Here is a 15,010-nt window from a genome sequence, read left to right on the forward strand (position 1 = left end):
TGGATTGTTCGTCTGGGCCTTGAATGTCGTTAACCAACTGGTCAACTGAAGGTCACTTCTGGAGAATCGCGAGTGCCTCATCAACCTGGTCGACGAGATGGATGTGTCGGCCCATCATCCGGTCCCGGCTCAATGCCTGCAGCAGCGGCCACACCGGCAGACGCCGTTGCCAGTGGTCGCTGTTCACAAGTACGAGGGGCATGATGTCCGCCTCATCGGAGGCGTAGTAGTTCCATGTCGTGGCCTGGAACACTTCCTGGGTGGTTCCGGCAGCGCCGGGAAGCACGACGATACCGCCACGGCAGCGATGCAACAGTGTGTCCTCACGCAGGGCATTGTTGAAGAACTTCGCGATATCGGTGGCGAACACGTTCGGTGGCTCGTGCCCGTAGAACCATGTCGGAATACCGATCGATCGGCCCCGTTCACCGGCCGGCCAACGTTCGGCGACGCCGAAGGCCGCGCGGGCCCATGCATCGATGCTGGGGCGGAAGTCAGGAACCTGCGCAAGTTCGGTCAGGGCCTCCTCCAGTGCGGATTCGGGGTGTGCAGCGAGGCTTGCGCCAAGATTCGCCGCTTCCATAGCACCCGGTCCGCCACCGGTCACGATCACGTGGCCACCTTGAGCCAGTCGCCTGGCGAGGTCGGCGGCCGCTGCGTACTCCGCCGTTCCCCGGCGCACCGCGTGTCCACCCATGATCCCGACGAATTCCTCGTGCTCATGGGGAAGTTCGGCGAGGGCGTCACCGATGGCGTGATCGTGCAGGGTCATGGCGAGTTCGGCGGCGATGTCGGGATGGGGGCCGAGGTCGTTGTACCAGCCGTAGACGATGCCGTCATAGGTCGCTTCGTAGGCCGGTGTGGTGGCTGCTGTGGACAGACTCGGCTGGGTGCCCGGAGGGGAGAACAGCTCCTTGGCGTTGTAGAGCGATGAGCGGTAGGCGTCGAAGGGCAGGCCCGGCAGCGCCGGGAAGACGAGAGCGCCCCGGCTGGTCAGGGAAACCAACGCACCGTCGGCGAAGGTGCAGCCCAGGAACACCGCATTGCGCACATCGAGGTTCTCCAGCAGAGCCGTGACGCCGGACAGGTCGACGGACTGGATGAACCACCCACGCAATGACGAGACATGCTGGGCCTGCTCGATGAAGGCGTCGAGGTCATGGATCTCGGTCGGGCTTGAAGTGGTGCGCACGCGCTCCAACCTAGACGGTCCCTTCCCGTATCCGCCTGTCATCTGTATTTGTCTGCCACACTGGCGGAGTGCGTGAAGTGGTGATTCTCGGCAGCACCGGTTCGATCGGAACCCAGGCCCTCGAAGTTGTGGGGGAGCGGCGCGACGATTTTCGTGTGACCGCCCTCGCCGCGGGGGGATCTGACACCGATCTGCTCGCCCGCCAGATCTTGGACCACGCCCCGGACGTGGTCGCGGTGGCCCGGCCCACGGTGGTTCAGGATCTTCAACTCGCTTTGTACGCCCAAGCGCAGCAGCGCGGTTGGAACCGCGGTGATGTGCGGTTGCCACGGATCACCGCCGGCCCCGACGCAGCCGGTGAGGTGGCCGCATTGCCGTGTGACGTGGTGCTGAACGGCATCACCGGGGCCGCAGGCCTCGACGCCACCTTGGCGACACTCGCTGCCGGAACCACATTGGCCCTGGCCAACAAGGAATCCCTCGTGATCGGTGGGAGCCTCGTCACCGATGCCGCCGCCCCCGGCCAGTTGGTGCCCGTGGACTCGGAGCACTCCGCCATCGCGCAGTGTCTGCGCGCCGGGCGTCGCGACGAGGTCAGCCGCATCATCCTCACCGCATCCGGCGGGCCATTCCGTGGCCGATCCCGGGATGAACTGGTATCGGTGACCCCCGAACAGGCCATGCAACATCCGACGTGGTCGATGGGGCGGGTGGTCACGATCAACTCGGCGACGTTGATGAACAAGGGCCTCGAGCTCCTCGAGGCGGGTCTTTTGTTCAACATGCCGCTCGATGACGTGCACGTCACCGTGCACCCCCAATCGATCGTGCATTCCATGGTCGAATTCATCGACGGATCCACGATCGTCCAAGCTTCGCCGCCATCGATGAAGATCCCGATCGCCCTGGGGCTGTCCTGGCCCGGCCGCGTCACCGCCGCCGACGTCCCGTGCGACTGGACGACTGCTGCGGCATGGACCTTCGAACCGCTCGACGATGAGGCGTTCCCTGCGGTGCGGCTCGCACGTCGCGTCGGGAAGGCCGCCGGAACCGCACCCGCTGTGTACAACGGCGCGAATGAGGTCCTGGTGGATGCCTTCTGTGGCGGACGGATCGGATTCTGTGACATCGTCGACACGGTCTCGCGCATCGTTGACGAGCATCTCGGGGACGCGCCCGAACACACGACCGCGCCCGGACCCACACCCGACCTACACTTGCCCGGTGCTCGGCACACCGAGGAACACACCCGCGACGACGTTCTCGCTGCAGACGCCTGGGCCCGGCATCGCGCCGGGGAACTCACCGGGACTGCGCAGGGCGCCGCAGGAGAGAACACCAGGAAGTAGGTCCAGTGGACACGTTGGTCTATGGCGGCGGAGCCGTACTGTTCTTCGCGCTCATCATGCTCTCGATCGCCCTGCACGAGATCGGACACATGGTGCCGGCCAAGTTGTTCGGTGTGAAGGTCACCGAGTACTTCGTGGGATTCGGCCGCACTCTGAAGTCGTGGCGTCGCGGGGAGACCGAGTACGGATTCAAACTGCTGCCCCTGGGCGGCTACGTACGGCTGGTGGGGATGTATCCACCGGCCAAGGACACCGGCAAGGTACGGGCCGGGTCGAGCAACCCTGTCGCCGGATTGATCGATGCCTCCCGTGACGCGGAGTGGTCCGAGATCCAACCCGAGGACGACGGGCGCTTGTTCTTCCAGAAGAAGACCTGGCAGAAACTCATCATCATGGCCTCGGGCCCGCTGATGAACATCGTGCTGGCGTTCTTCATCCTGTGGGGTGTCATGGGCACCTACGGCGTCTACCAGTCACAGACCGTGGTGCAGACCGTCGATCAGTGCGTCGTGCCCGCGCAGGATTCGGGCCGGAAATGCGAACCCGAAGACCCGGAGACCCCCGCGTATGCCATGGGGCTGCGACCCGGCGACCGGATCGTGGAGTTCAATGGAACGGCGATCCACGATTGGGAACAGATGCGCGTCCTGATCCGCGAGAATCTGGACCGGCCCGCGACGATCACCGTCGAACGTTCTGGTGATCGCGTCGTGCTGCCCACCACGGACACGATGATCACCGGGGTGCCGGATCTGGACAATCCGTCCAAGATCGTGGAGGCCGGGTTCCTCGGCGTCGCTCCCACCGTGGAACGCGTCACCGGTGGGCCGGGAATGGTCGTGGAACAGATGAGCGACATGACCGTCCAGACCTTCCGCGCGCTCCTGCGCTTCCCCGTGCTCGTGTACCAGACCGCAGCTGATCTGGTCACCGGTCAGGAACGCGATCCTTACGGGCCCATGAGCATCGTCGGTGCCTCCCGCGCGGCGGGGGAGATCTCATCGACCGATCAGATCTCGGCAGCTGACAAAGTCGCCTCGTTCGTGAGCCTGATCGGTTCGGTGAACCTGTTCGTCGGTCTGTTCAATTTCGTGCCGCTGTTGCCGCTCGACGGCGGTCATATCCTGGGCGCGATCATCGAGTGGATCCGGCGCCAAGGGGCCCGCGTCTTCGGACGAAACGACCCCGGGTACCTGGACACTGCGAAGTTTCTCCCGGTGGCGTACGTTGTGTTCGTGTTCATCGCGGTATCGGGCGTGATCCTCATCGCGGCCGATGTCGTGAGTCCGATACGTCTGTTCGGCTGACGCCGCTGCGAGGAGATGCGAGATGACGACCGATCTGCCCATGCCCGAAGGACCTGCTCCGGTACTTGCACCTCGACGCAGGACGCGCCGCATCAAGGTGGGGTCGGTGGATGTCGGCGGCGACGCACCGATCTCGGTGCAGTCGATGACCACGACGGCCACCACCGATGTGAATTCGACGCTGCAACAGATCGCTGAGCTGACCGCATCGGGCTGTGACATCGTGCGGGTGGCCTGCCCGAGCCAGGACGATGCCGAGGCGCTGCCCGAGATCGCCCGGCACTCGCAGATCCCGGTGATCGCCGACATCCACTTCCAGCCCAAGTACGTGTTCGCCGCCATCGAAGCGGGCTGTGCGGCTGTGCGTGTCAACCCCGGCAACATCCGCAAGTTCGATGATCAGGTCAAGCAGATCGCACAGGCGGCCAAGGACCACGGGGTGTCGCTGCGTATTGGCGTGAACGCTGGTTCGCTCGACAAGCGCCTGCTCGAGAAGTACGGGAGCGCCACACCCGAGGCCCTCGTGGAATCCGCGGTCTGGGAGGCCTCACTGTTCGAGGAACACGACTTCCACGACTTCAAGATCTCGGTCAAGCACCACGACCCGGTGGTGATGGTGCAGGCCTACCGGCAGCTGGCCGCCGCCGGTGACTGGCCCCTGCATCTCGGCGTCACCGAGGCCGGTCCCGCGTTCCAGGGCACGATCAAGTCGGCGACGGCTTTCGGCGCGCTCCTCAGCGAGGGGATCGGTGACACGATTCGAGTCTCGCTCTCCGCCGACCCCGTGGAGGAGGTGAAGGTCGGGACGAAGATCCTCGAGTCGCTGAACCTGCGCCCACGCAAGCTCGAGATCGTGTCCTGCCCTTCGTGTGGCCGTGCCCAGGTGGACGTCTACACACTCGCAGAGAAGGTCACAGCGGGGCTTGAGGGGCTGACCGTGCCGCTGCGAGTGGCTGTGATGGGTTGCGTCGTCAACGGGCCGGGTGAGGCACGTGAGGCGGACCTCGGTGTCGCGTCGGGCAACGGTAAGGGCCAGATCTTCGTTCGTGGTGAGGTCATCAAGACCGTGAAGGAAGCCGACATCGTCGAGACGCTGATCGAGGAAGCCATGCGGATCGCGGAGACGATGGAGGGCGAAGGCACTCCGGACGTGACCGTCACCGGCTGACCGACCATGGGTGGTACCCGACTGCGGGCGCTTGCCCCATCGGATGAGGGCCTGCTCCGCCATTTTCTTGCGCGTGACCCGGTGGAACGGGTGTTCATCGCCGCACGGGTCGATGCGTTGGGGCTGCGCCGGATGGGCTGTCGTGTCTGGGGATGGTTCGAGTACGGCGAGCTGATGGCGGTGTGCCATCAGGGCGCCAACCTGATGAGCGTCGGAGCCGATGACGCTGCTCTGGCCGGATTCGCGGGTGTGGTGGGGCGCACGCGCCGGACGAGCACCTCGTTGGTGGGGGAGTCGATGCAGACGATGGAGCTGTTCCGACTTCTGGTGGAGGCCGACGAGTCATGGGCGGATCCCCGCGACATCCGGCCTTCACAGCCCATGCTCGCAATCAGCACAGATCCCGGTATCGAGGGGGATGAGCGAGTCAGGCCCGTCACGATGGCCGATTTCGCCCCGTACTTCGAGGCTTCCGTGGCGATGTACACCGAAGAGGTCGGGGTGTCCCCACTGGGTCTGGACGCGACGCAGGGCTACATGCAGCACGTGCGTACCCTGATCGAGACGGGGCGAGCCTTCGCGATCATCGAAGAAGGTCGGGTGATCTTCAAGGCCGATCTGGGAGCGACCGCCGGACCCGTGGCGCAGGTGCAGGGTGTGTGGGTCGATCCCAAACTACGTGGGCGGGGTCTGGCCGCCCCCGCCATGGCGCAGGTGGTGCGTCTGGCTCGACGGCGTTTTCGCACGATCTCGCTCTATGTGAACGACTTCAATCTGCCGGCCCGAGCCACCTATGCCCGCTGTGGTTTCGAGCAGGTGGGAGAGTTCGCCACCGTGCTGTATTGACCGGCAGGGGTTGTCCTGAGCGGCGCGGATGAGGCCACCGCTAGGGTGTGAGCGCGGTGTGGACGACACACAGAATCCACACCGCCAGATTTCCGGCCCTGAAGGAGAGTCCGTGAGCATCACTCGGATGTCGCAGTTGTTCGTGCGCACGTTGCGGGAGGACCCCGCCGACGCCGAGGTCGCCAGCCATCGTTGGCTTGTGCGGGCCGGCTACATCCGTCGTGTGGCACCGGGCATCTACTCGTGGTTGCCGCTCGGCCTGCGCGTCCTGCACAACGTGGAACGCATCGTGCGCGAGGAGATGGACGCCATCGGCGCCCAGGAGGTCTCATTCCCCGCGCTGTTGCCGCGGGAGCCGTACGAGGCGACCGGACGCTGGGACGACTACGGCGACAACCTGTTCCGACTCAGGGACCGCCGCGACAACGACATGCTTCTGGGCCCCACCCACGAGGAGATGTTCACGCTCGTGGTCAAGGACCTCTATTCGTCCTACAAGGATCTCCCGCTCGCGATCTATCAGATCCAGAACAAGTACAGGGACGAAGCACGGCCTCGTGCCGGGTTGCTGCGAGGCCGCGAGTTCATCATGAAGGACTCCTACTCCTTCGACATCGACGATGCAGGGCTCGATGAGTCCTACCGCAGGCACCGTGAGGCCTACATCCGTATCTTCGATCGCCTCGGCTTCGACTATGAGATCGTCCAGGCCACCGCCGGCGCCATGGGCGGCTCCAAATCCGAGGAGTTCCTGGCGGTCTCCGATATCGGTGAGGACACCTTCGTGCGCTCACCCGGCGGCTATGCGGCCAATGTCGAAGCGGTGCAGACGCTGCGTCCCGAACCGGTCGATGCCAGCAACACCCCGGCCGCCCATGTCGAGGACACCCCCGAGACCCCCACGATCGACACGCTCGTGGCCGTGGCGCGTGAACTCTTCCCCGATCGTGAGTGGAGCGCCGCCGACACGTTGAAGAATGTGGTCGTCAAACTTCGCCACCCCGATGGCAGCACCGAGGCACTCGCCATCGGCATCCCTGGCGACCGACAGGTGGATGCCAAGCGTCTGGAGGCGTGGGCCGATCCGTCGGTGGTGGAGGAATTCACCGCGGAGGACTTCGCACAGAACCCCGCCCTGGTGCAGGGGTACATCGGCCCGCAGGCTCTGGGCGAGGAATCGGCGTCGGGTGTGCGGTACCTGACCGATCCTCGGATCGTTGAGGGCACTGCGTGGGTCACGGGCGCGAATGAGGCCGGGCGCCACGTGTTCGATCTTGTGTGCGGACGTGACTTCACCAGCGACGGTTCGATCGATGTGGCCGAAGTGTTCGACGGCGACCCTGCTCCGGACGGCTCGGGGCCGCTCACCCTGGCCCGCGGCATGGAGATGGGGCACATCTTCCAGCTCGGCCGCAAGTACGCCGAAGCGCTCGAGCTGAAGGTCCTCGACCCCAACGGCAAGCAGGTCGTGGTGACCATGGGCTCCTATGGAATCGGTGTCTCGCGTGCCGTGGCCGCCGTCGCCGAGGGGACCTGCGACGACAAGGGCCTGTCCTGGCCCCGTGATCTCGCGCCCTTCGAAGTGCACGTGCTCGCCACGGGCAAGGGTGAGGACGTGTTCGCCAAGGCGACCGAGATCGCCGAGGAACTCGACGCCGCCGGTGTCACCGTGCTGCTGGACGACCGCAAGGCCTCGCCTGGCGTCAAGTTCGCGGATTCCGAACTGCTCGGTATGCCGGTCTCCGTCGTGGTCGGGCGTGGCCTCGCCGATGGCGTGGTTGAGGTTCGCACCCGGAGCACCGGAGACCGCGTTGATGTGCCGGTGGCCGACGCGGTCGGGGCGATACGGGAGACGCTGGAACGGCTGGGCTGAGATGCGCTCCCGGCTGCGGATCCGACAGGTGCTCGCCGTTGTGGCGGCTCTGCTGCTCGCGGCCTGCGCTCAGGGCCAACCCGGTGATGATCCGACGCCGGTGCCCACGATCACGGTGACACCCAAGCCGTTGCCCGGATCGCGGACTGCGACACCGACTCCCACGCCCTCATCCACCCCGACGCCGTCGGAGGAGGAGCGGATGATCGCCGAGTTCGAGGCATCGGTCGATGAGCGATGGCAGTTCTATGACACCGACGAGAACGCCTTCCACACCTCACCGTGGTACGCGGGAGCCGGGAAGGTGATGGTGCCGTTCGGCTGTTCGAGTGCGCCGTGGTACGCGTCTGACCCCAGGTGCCCCGGTGAGCAGGGGTTCCATCACGGGACCGATGTCGCGCTGCCCTGCGGCGTCGATATCCGTTCGGCGGTCGATGGAGAAGTGGTCGTCGGCGGTCTGGGCGACGCGTATGGTTCGCTCGCGTTCATGGTGCGCTCGGGGGAGAAGGATCACGTGATCGGCCATGTCAGTCAACGCTTCGTGGAGGCGGGGGATTCGGTGCGGAAGGGGGACCGGATCGCCATCAACGGCGCCGATGGTGCTCCGGATGGTTGCCATCTCCACTTCGAGGTGCGCCCCGCGGGTGGCGCGGTGGATTCAGCGGTCGATCCCGCCGCCGATCTGTGTCTGACCGGTCTGGGCTGACGGTCAGTCCACGGGGTCGGGCCATCCCGGCCACACGATCAGGGCCGCGCCCCACCGCACCGAGCTGGCATGGGCGTCGGCCAACAGGTTCGTGCCGTACTCGCGCATCGGCTCGACCGCGGCGATCATCGGACCGACGAATCGTGCATAGCGGGCTTCGACCTTCGCGATCAGACGTCGGGCTTCGGCGGCGTCCCCCCTGAGCGTCGGAACGTCGTAAGCCGGAAGCGCGGCGGGGGCATCGGCGTCCATGGCGGCCAGCTCGGAGGTCAGGCGAGCGCGTACATCGCGACGCCGCCCCAGCGTGGTTTCCAACGCCCGCGCCTCGTTGCCGCCGAGGATCCCCAGGGCGGTCTGCATCACGTAGATGACCGCGTGGGTCTCGGCGAGCAGATCACCCATGCACTTGGCCGGTGTCGTCTCCGGCAGCAGGGTAGGCGTGGTCGGGACGAGTTCGGGGCGACGGGTGTCGCCCAGAGCCTCGGGTTCGGCGGCACAGGCTGCGCTGAGGCTGGCCCACAACAGTGCTGCAGCGCCGGTGGCCTCGAGAGCACGTTCCCGGTGGGCGGCGTGGGTGGCCTTCAGCTGCGTGCGCATGAGCCGTGCCGCTTCACGACGGTCGCGGGGCGGAGGCGCATCGGTCGCGGGCATCGGTTCCGGGGTGAAACCTGGTTGGGGTGTCGGCTCGGTGGTGGGACGCAGTTGCGGCTCGGGATGGCGCAGCGCGGTCAGACGTGCGGTGTGTGCCTGCTGGAGATCCTTGCCCGAGGGAAGTCCGTGTTCGGCCAGCGAACGGGCCGTCTGCTGCAAGGCGAATTCCTGCGCCTGAGCCTCCTTGGCTCCCGGGAACTCGGGGAGGGGCGGCACTTCGGGAGGAGCGGTGGGGCCTCCGGTGATCGTGGGGGCGGGGGAACAACCGGCCACCGCAACCACGGCCGATCCCAGCAGAAGCGCACGGCGGGTCAACACGCCGCTGACCGTACCACCGGGACGCCATTCGCCGCGTCCGCATAGGCTGGGGCACAATCCACGAACGACGCATTCGCACAATCCACGAACGACGCATTCGATGGACATCACAATCGACGGACAACAGGATCGAAGGGACGACGATGGCTGATACCGAACGCCTCACCACGGCCGTGACTTCAGTGCTGGACGAGTTCGAACTTGAGCTGGAGAGCCTCGACGTCATCGGGGGCGGAAAGAGTCGAAAGCTCCGCATCATCGTCGACGGGGACGGCCCCGAAGGGCGAGGTCCCTTGGTCGACGACATCGCTTCCGCGTCCCGCGCGATCTCCGGCATGCTCGATGAGACGGGCCTGATGGGTGAGCAGTCCTATGCGCTCGAACTCTCCTCCCGTGGGACGAGCCGTCCGCTCACCCATCCCAAGCATTGGCGTCGGAACAACGGGCGTCTCGTACGGTGCGTCACCGCCGACGACACCACCGTGGGGCGCATTGCCCGCAGCGATGACGAGGGCGTCGAGCTGACAGTGATGGTCAACGAGAAGAAGGGACTCACCGAATCGGTGCGTCTGGAGTACTGCGATATCGACAAGGCCACCATCGAGGTGGAACTGGGGCGCGGCAACAGGTCGGCCGCCGGGAGTGGAAAGGACAGCTGATGGATATCGACATGGCTGCGTTGCGGGCGATCGAGAAGGACAAGGAGATCAGCATGGATGTGCTGGTCACCGCTTTGGAAGAGGCGCTGCTCAATGCCTACGACAAGACCGAGGCTCCCAAGAAGGGCGCTCGCGTCGAGGTCAACCGCAAGACCGGAAAGGTCACGGTTCTGGCGCCGGAGCTGGATTCCGAGGGTAACCAGATCGCCGAGTACGACGACACGCCGCAGGATTTCGGCCGTGTGGCCGCGTCCACCGCGCGTCAGGTGATATTCCAGCGTCTCCGCGACGCCGAGGACGAGCGCAAGTACGGACGGCTGTCCGCTTCGGAGGGTGACATTCTCGTCGGCACCGTCCAGCAGGATGGTGACGCACGCACGGTACGCGTCGATCTCGGCACGATGGAGGCGATCATGCCGCAGGCCGAGCAGACTCCAGGTGAGGTCTATGAGCACGGCAAACGTCTGCGTGTGTTCGTCGTTTCGGTGCGCAAGGAGTTGCGCGGCCCGCAGGTGGTCGTCTCCCGCACCCATCCGGGTCTGGTGGAGGCCCTGTTCCGCTCCGAGGTGCCCGAGATCGAGCAGGGGATCGTGCAGATCAAATCGGTGGCGCGTGAGGCCGGACATCGGACGAAGATCGCGGTGACGTCGAAGAACCCCGATGTCTCGGCCAAGGGTGCCTGTATCGGCCCCATGGGGCAGCGCGTGCGAGCGGTGATGCATGAGCTGAACGAGGAGAAGATCGACATCATCGACCACCACGAGGATCCGGCCAAGTTCGTCGGTGAGGCACTCTCGCCGGCGAAGGTGAGCTCGGTGACGGTGGTGGATGAGCGCATGAAGGCCGCTCGGGTCATCGTGCCCGATTATCAGCTCTCCCTCGCGATTGGACGCGAAGGACAGAACGCGCGGTTGGCGGCGCGTCTGACCGGCTGGCGCATCGACATCCGGCCCGACACAGATCCGGGCAACTGACGCCAGGCCCTCAGTGCTGGTAGACCACCGGCAATTCTCGTCGGCCATGCCGACGCACACCGGCCTCCACCTGGGCCAGGGCGTCGTGGCGGATGCATCCGACCACGGCGCCCGGCGCGACACGGAGGCGCTTGGCCTGGATCCAGTCCCAAGGGTGGATGAGGCCTGCCGGCGCGGATGTCGAGATCAGGGCGACGGCCTGGCCCTTCTTCGCGATCCACAGGTTGTCCAGATCTGACCAGGCGCACACGCGGGTCATCGTGCCCCGTCGCCAGGCGATGCCTCGATCATCGATCGTGACGCGCAGCGGCGTCCATCCGAGCCCGAAGAACAGACCCAGCAGGGCCAGGATGGCCAGGCCCACCGTTGAGAGCCAGGTGAGCCACGATGCCTGCCCGCCACCCACGATGCCGATGATCGTGAGGGTCGCTTCGATGGTCAGGACGACGCCGACCATCAGCAGGATGAACGTCAGCCATTCCCACTTGCGCACTGTCACGGACCACAGCCTAGGTCAGGAGCGCTACCGTGCCCCTGTGAACACACCCATTCGTACCTGTGTGGGATGCCGCCGCACAGAACCTGTGCAGAGATTGGTGCGTTTCGTGGCGCTGGAAGGCGTCCTCGTCGTCGATGATGAGCGACGCATTCCTGGTCGTGGTGCCCATCTGCATCGTGATGAGGCAGGGGGAGTGTCTTTGGCCTGCGCTCGGCAGGCCCTTCGAAAGCGCGCGATGCCGCGTGCCCTGCGGGTGTCGGTTCTGGATTGCGGTGTCTTGGAGAACGTGCCACCGGACGCTCGATGACATGACGCGCGACGGTGACGCTTCGCGTGATGGAGGCGATCGCGATACACTGACCGATGCGCCACGGCCGAATCCGGCTGGTGCGTTGGCAGTGTCCCCGCCGGGGGCACCGATCAGAAGGTGGGTTTGACGCTCATGACCACTCGATGAGTAAGCACGAATGAGCATGTTCGACAACTAACCGGTCCGCGCCCGCCGGCACGGACCTGAAGGAGAGTAGTGGCCAAGGTCCGTGTCTACGAGCTCGCAAAAGAGCTCGGACTCGAAAGCAAGCAGGTTCTCGCAACCCTGAAGGACATGGGGGAGTTCGTCCGGTCGGCATCGTCGACCATCGAGGCTCCCGTGGTGCGTCGTCTCCGGGATCGTCTTGATTCCGATGGCTCCGCGTCGGATGGGAAGAAGGCCGAAGACAAGTCGGCAGCAAAAAAGGCTGCCCCCAAGCCCAAAGCTGGATCCGCCCCGACGAAGCGGGCCAGTTCTGCCGGTGGGTCTGCTCCGGCATCGGCAAAGCCCTCCGATGCGGCACCCAAGCCCGGCCCCAAGCCTGGCGTCGCTCCGGGGACGCGTGCGCCGCGCCCCGGCCCCCGTGTTCCACGGGTCCCGGGAACTCCCGGCACGCCGCGCTCGGCTTCCCAGCCGGTGACGCGGACGACGCCGAAACCCGGCCCGGCTGTGCCGAAGCCCGGCCCCAAGCCGCCCGCCGCGCCCATGTCGGAGAAGCCTGCGGAGAAGAAGCCTGCGGAGAACACGCCCAAGCCATCGGCGGCTCCGAAGCCAACGCCTCCGACGGGCGCGCGTCCCACTGCTCCGAAGCCGGGTCCGGCTCCGAAGCCCGCGCCGCGTCCCGGTGGTCCGCGTCCTCGCCCGGGGACGCCGCGCCCCGGCAACAACCCCTTCGCCCCGTCGCAGGGCATGGGGACCCAGAACCGTCGCCCCCGTCCCGAGGGCGGACGACCCGAACGAGGCGGCGATCGTCCCGGTGGGCCGCGCCCGCAGGCTCCTGCTGCGCGCGGCGGTGGCCCGCGCCCCGGTGGAGGCTCGCCGAGTGGGATCCCGCGTCCCAATCCGGCCATGATGCCCAAGCAGTCAGCCGTCGGTGGGCCTGCCCGCGGTGGTCGTGGTGGCGGTCGTGGCCGTCCCGGTGGCGGTCGTGGACCAGGTGGTGGCCCCGGTGGTCCGCCGCCGTTCGGTCCTCCCGGTGGCGGCGGTGGCCGCGGTCGCCGCGGTGGAACGCAGGGCGCTTTCGGCCGCGGAGGCGGCCCTCGCCGTGGTCGCAAGTCGAAGCGTCAGAAGCGCCAAGAGTTCGACCAGATGGAGGCACCGTCGATCGGCGGTGTGCGTGTTCGCAAGGGCGACGGCCAGACCGTCCGGATGCGTCGCGGCGCTTCGTTGGCAGACTTCGCTGAGAAGATCGGCGTCGATCCCGCATCGCTTGTGCAGGTTCTGTTCCATCTGGGTGAGATGGTCACCGCCAACCAGTCGATCAATGACGAGACCCTGCAGTTGCTGGGCGCGGAGTTGAACTACGACATCCAGGTGGTTTCGCCCGAAGACGAGGAGCGCGAGCTGCTGGAGCGGTTCGATCTCGAATTCGGTGAGAACGAGGGTGACGAGGACGACCTCATGCCACGTCCGGCCGTCGTGACCGTCATGGGTCACGTCGACCACGGTAAGACGCGGCTGTTGGACGCGTTGCGGCACAGCAACGTCCAGGCCAAGGAGGCCGGTGGCATCACCCAGACCATCGGTGCGTACCAGGTCGAGACCGAGGTCGACGATGAGGACCGTACGATCACCTTCATCGACACCCCGGGTCACGAGGCGTTCACTGCCATGCGTGCCCGTGGTGCGAAGTCGACCGATATCGCCGTGCTCGTCGTGGCGGCCGATGATGGCGCGATGCCGCAGACCATCGAGGCGTTGAACCACGCCACGGCGGCCGATGTCCCGGTCGTGGTTGCGGTCAACAAGGTGGACAAGCCCACTGCTGATCCGGCGAAGGTCCGGGGTCAGCTGACCGAGTACGGACTCGTCCCCGAGGAGTACGGCGGCGACACCATGTTCGTGGATGTGTCTGCGACCAAGGGTGAGGGTCTCGACGAGCTGCTCGAGGCGATCGTTCTCACTGCGGATGCCGCTCTCGAGTTGCAGGCAAACCCCGAGATGGACGCTCAGGGCGTCGCTATCGAGGCACATCTCGACAAGGGGCGTGGCCCCGTGGCGACAGTTCTTGTCCAGCGCGGAACATTGCATGTCGGCGATTCGATCGTGGCGGGCCCGGCCCACGGCCGCGTTCGAGCGTTGATCAACGATGTGGGCGAATCGGTGGAAGCGGCAGAGCCGTCGATGCCGGTCCAGGTTCTCGGCCTGACATCGGTGCCCGGCGCCGGTGACGCCTTCATGGTTGTTCCCGATGACCGCACGGCTCGCCAGATCGCCGATCAGCGTGAGGCGCGCAAGCGTGCTGCGGCTCAGGCTGCGGGTGCTCGCCGCAAGACTCTCGACCAGCTGTTCGAGCAGCTCGAGAAGGGCGAGACCGAGGAACTGCTCCTCATCCTCAAGGGTGATGGTGCTGGCTCGGTCGAGGCCCTCGAGGAAGCTCTCATGAAGATCGAGGTCTCCGAGGAGGTGTCGCTGCGGGTCATCGACCGTGGTGTCGGTGCCATCACCGAGACCAATGTGTCGCTGGCTGCGGCATCCGGTGCGGTGATCCTGGGCTTCAACGTTCGGGCACAGGGCAAGGCCACCGAGATGGCGGATCGCGAGAATGTCGATATCCGCTACTACTCGGTGATCTACCGCGCGATCGAGGAGATCGAGGCCGCCCTGAAGGGCATGCTGAAGCCCATCTACGAGGAGAAGCAGCTCGGCCAGGCCGAGGTCCGCGAGATCTTCAAGTCGTCGAAGGTCGGCACCATCGCCGGCTGCATGGTGACCTCGGGCATCATGCGACGCAACGCGAAGGCTCGCCTGCTCCGCGACGGCGTCGTGGTCACCGAGACCGAGATCGGCTCGCTGCGTCGTGAGAAGGATGACGTCACCGAGGTGCGTGATGGCTTCGAATGCGGCCTGACGCTCGGCAGCTTCAACGACATCAAGCACGGCGACATCATCGAGACCTACGAGATGGTGGAGAAGCCGCGCGACTGATCCCTCGTTGG

General features: G+C 65.9%; 13 protein-coding genes. 10 read left to right on the forward strand and 3 right to left on the reverse strand.

The window, feature by feature from the left end; translation table 11 throughout:
* Positions 1–52 precede the first annotated feature (52 nt).
* A complete protein-coding gene (locus FB460_RS11755) occupies positions 53–1,192 on the reverse strand; it encodes an LOG family protein (RefSeq protein WP_246044403.1) in 1,140 nt (379 codons plus the stop codon).
* A 68-nt stretch (positions 1,193–1,260) separates the two neighbouring features.
* Between FB460_RS11755 and dxr the strand changes: the two genes are divergently transcribed.
* From dxr to FB460_RS13440, 6 genes are all read left to right on the forward strand, one after another.
* Positions 1,261–2,541, forward strand: a complete 1,281-nt coding sequence (gene dxr, locus FB460_RS11760; protein ID WP_142094394.1) for a 1-deoxy-D-xylulose-5-phosphate reductoisomerase — start codon at positions 1,261–1,263, stop codon at positions 2,539–2,541.
* Between the two features lie 5 nt (positions 2,542–2,546).
* A complete protein-coding gene (locus FB460_RS11765; RefSeq protein ID WP_142094395.1) occupies positions 2,547–3,848 on the forward strand; it encodes a M50 family metallopeptidase in 1,302 nt (433 codons plus the stop codon).
* 22 nt (positions 3,849–3,870) lie between these two features.
* A complete protein-coding gene (ispG, locus tag FB460_RS11770) occupies positions 3,871–5,016 on the forward strand; it encodes a flavodoxin-dependent (E)-4-hydroxy-3-methylbut-2-enyl-diphosphate synthase (RefSeq protein WP_142094396.1) in 1,146 nt (381 codons plus the stop codon).
* 6 nt (positions 5,017–5,022) lie between these two features.
* Complete coding sequence (locus FB460_RS11775; RefSeq protein WP_142094397.1) at positions 5,023–5,862, forward strand: GNAT family N-acetyltransferase; 840 nt, start codon at positions 5,023–5,025, stop codon at positions 5,860–5,862.
* 127 nt (positions 5,863–5,989) lie between these two features.
* A complete protein-coding gene (locus FB460_RS11780) occupies positions 5,990–7,735 on the forward strand; it encodes a proline--tRNA ligase (RefSeq protein WP_142094447.1) in 1,746 nt (581 codons plus the stop codon).
* Between the two features lie 28 nt (positions 7,736–7,763).
* Positions 7,764–8,441: a M23 family metallopeptidase gene (locus tag FB460_RS13440; protein WP_142094398.1), complete on the forward strand. Its 678-nt coding sequence runs from the start codon at positions 7,764–7,766 to the stop codon at positions 8,439–8,441.
* A gap of 3 nt (positions 8,442–8,444) precedes the next feature.
* Here the strand turns inward: FB460_RS13440 and FB460_RS11790 are convergent, their stop codons facing one another.
* Positions 8,445–9,410, reverse strand: a complete 966-nt coding sequence (locus FB460_RS11790; RefSeq protein WP_170210080.1) for a DUF4439 domain-containing protein — start codon at positions 9,408–9,410, stop codon at positions 8,445–8,447.
* A 143-nt stretch (positions 9,411–9,553) separates the two neighbouring features.
* Between FB460_RS11790 and FB460_RS11795 the strand changes: the two genes are divergently transcribed.
* Both FB460_RS11795 and nusA read left to right on the forward strand, forming a co-directional pair.
* On the forward strand, positions 9,554–10,069 hold the full coding sequence (locus FB460_RS11795) for a ribosome maturation factor RimP (protein ID WP_142094400.1): 516 nt from the start codon (positions 9,554–9,556) through the stop codon (positions 10,067–10,069).
* Complete coding sequence (gene nusA, locus FB460_RS11800) at positions 10,069–11,043, forward strand: transcription termination factor NusA (RefSeq protein WP_142094401.1); 975 nt, start codon at positions 10,069–10,071, stop codon at positions 11,041–11,043. The genes FB460_RS11795 and nusA overlap by 1 nt, the downstream gene beginning before the upstream one ends.
* Positions 11,044–11,053: 10 nt before the next feature.
* On the opposite strand, the gene FB460_RS11805 is transcribed toward nusA, so the two are convergent.
* On the reverse strand, positions 11,054–11,542 hold the full coding sequence (locus FB460_RS11805) for a hypothetical protein (RefSeq protein WP_142094402.1): 489 nt from the start codon (positions 11,540–11,542) through the stop codon (positions 11,054–11,056).
* 37 nt (positions 11,543–11,579) lie between these two features.
* Here FB460_RS11805 and FB460_RS11810 point away from each other — a divergent pair, with 37 nt between their 5' ends.
* Together FB460_RS11810 and infB are read left to right on the forward strand one after the other, a co-directional pair.
* Positions 11,580–11,849 (forward strand): YlxR family protein, encoded by a 270-nt coding sequence (locus FB460_RS11810; protein ID WP_211345986.1) that lies wholly within the window; start codon positions 11,580–11,582, stop codon positions 11,847–11,849.
* Positions 11,850–12,068: 219 nt separating this feature from the next.
* The gene (gene infB, locus FB460_RS11815; RefSeq protein ID WP_142094404.1) at positions 12,069–14,999 is read left to right on the forward strand and encodes a translation initiation factor IF-2; all 2,931 of its coding nucleotides are present in this window, start codon (positions 12,069–12,071) and stop codon (positions 14,997–14,999) included.
* The last annotated feature ends 11 nt before the right edge of the window (positions 15,000–15,010 follow it).

The sequence above is a fragment of the Propioniferax innocua genome (assembly GCF_006716235.1).
GTDB lineage: Bacteria > Actinomycetota > Actinomycetes > Propionibacteriales > Propionibacteriaceae > Propioniferax > Propioniferax innocua.

Excerpts from the sequence above, each read along its gene's own strand:
- FB460_RS11795 (WP_142094400.1), top strand. The coding sequence starts at position 9,554 with ATGGCTGATACCGAACGCCTCACCACGGCCGTGACTTCAGTGCTGGAC.
- FB460_RS11775 (WP_142094397.1), top strand. The coding sequence starts at position 5,023 with ATGGGTGGTACCCGACTGCGGGCGCTTGCCCCATCGGATGAGGGCCTG.
- FB460_RS11780 (WP_142094447.1), top strand. The coding sequence starts at position 5,990 with ATGTCGCAGTTGTTCGTGCGCACGTTGCGGGAGGACCCCGCCGACGCC.
- ispG (WP_142094396.1), top strand. The coding sequence starts at position 3,871 with ATGACGACCGATCTGCCCATGCCCGAAGGACCTGCTCCGGTACTTGCA.
- nusA (WP_142094401.1), top strand. The coding sequence starts at position 10,069 with ATGGATATCGACATGGCTGCGTTGCGGGCGATCGAGAAGGACAAGGAG.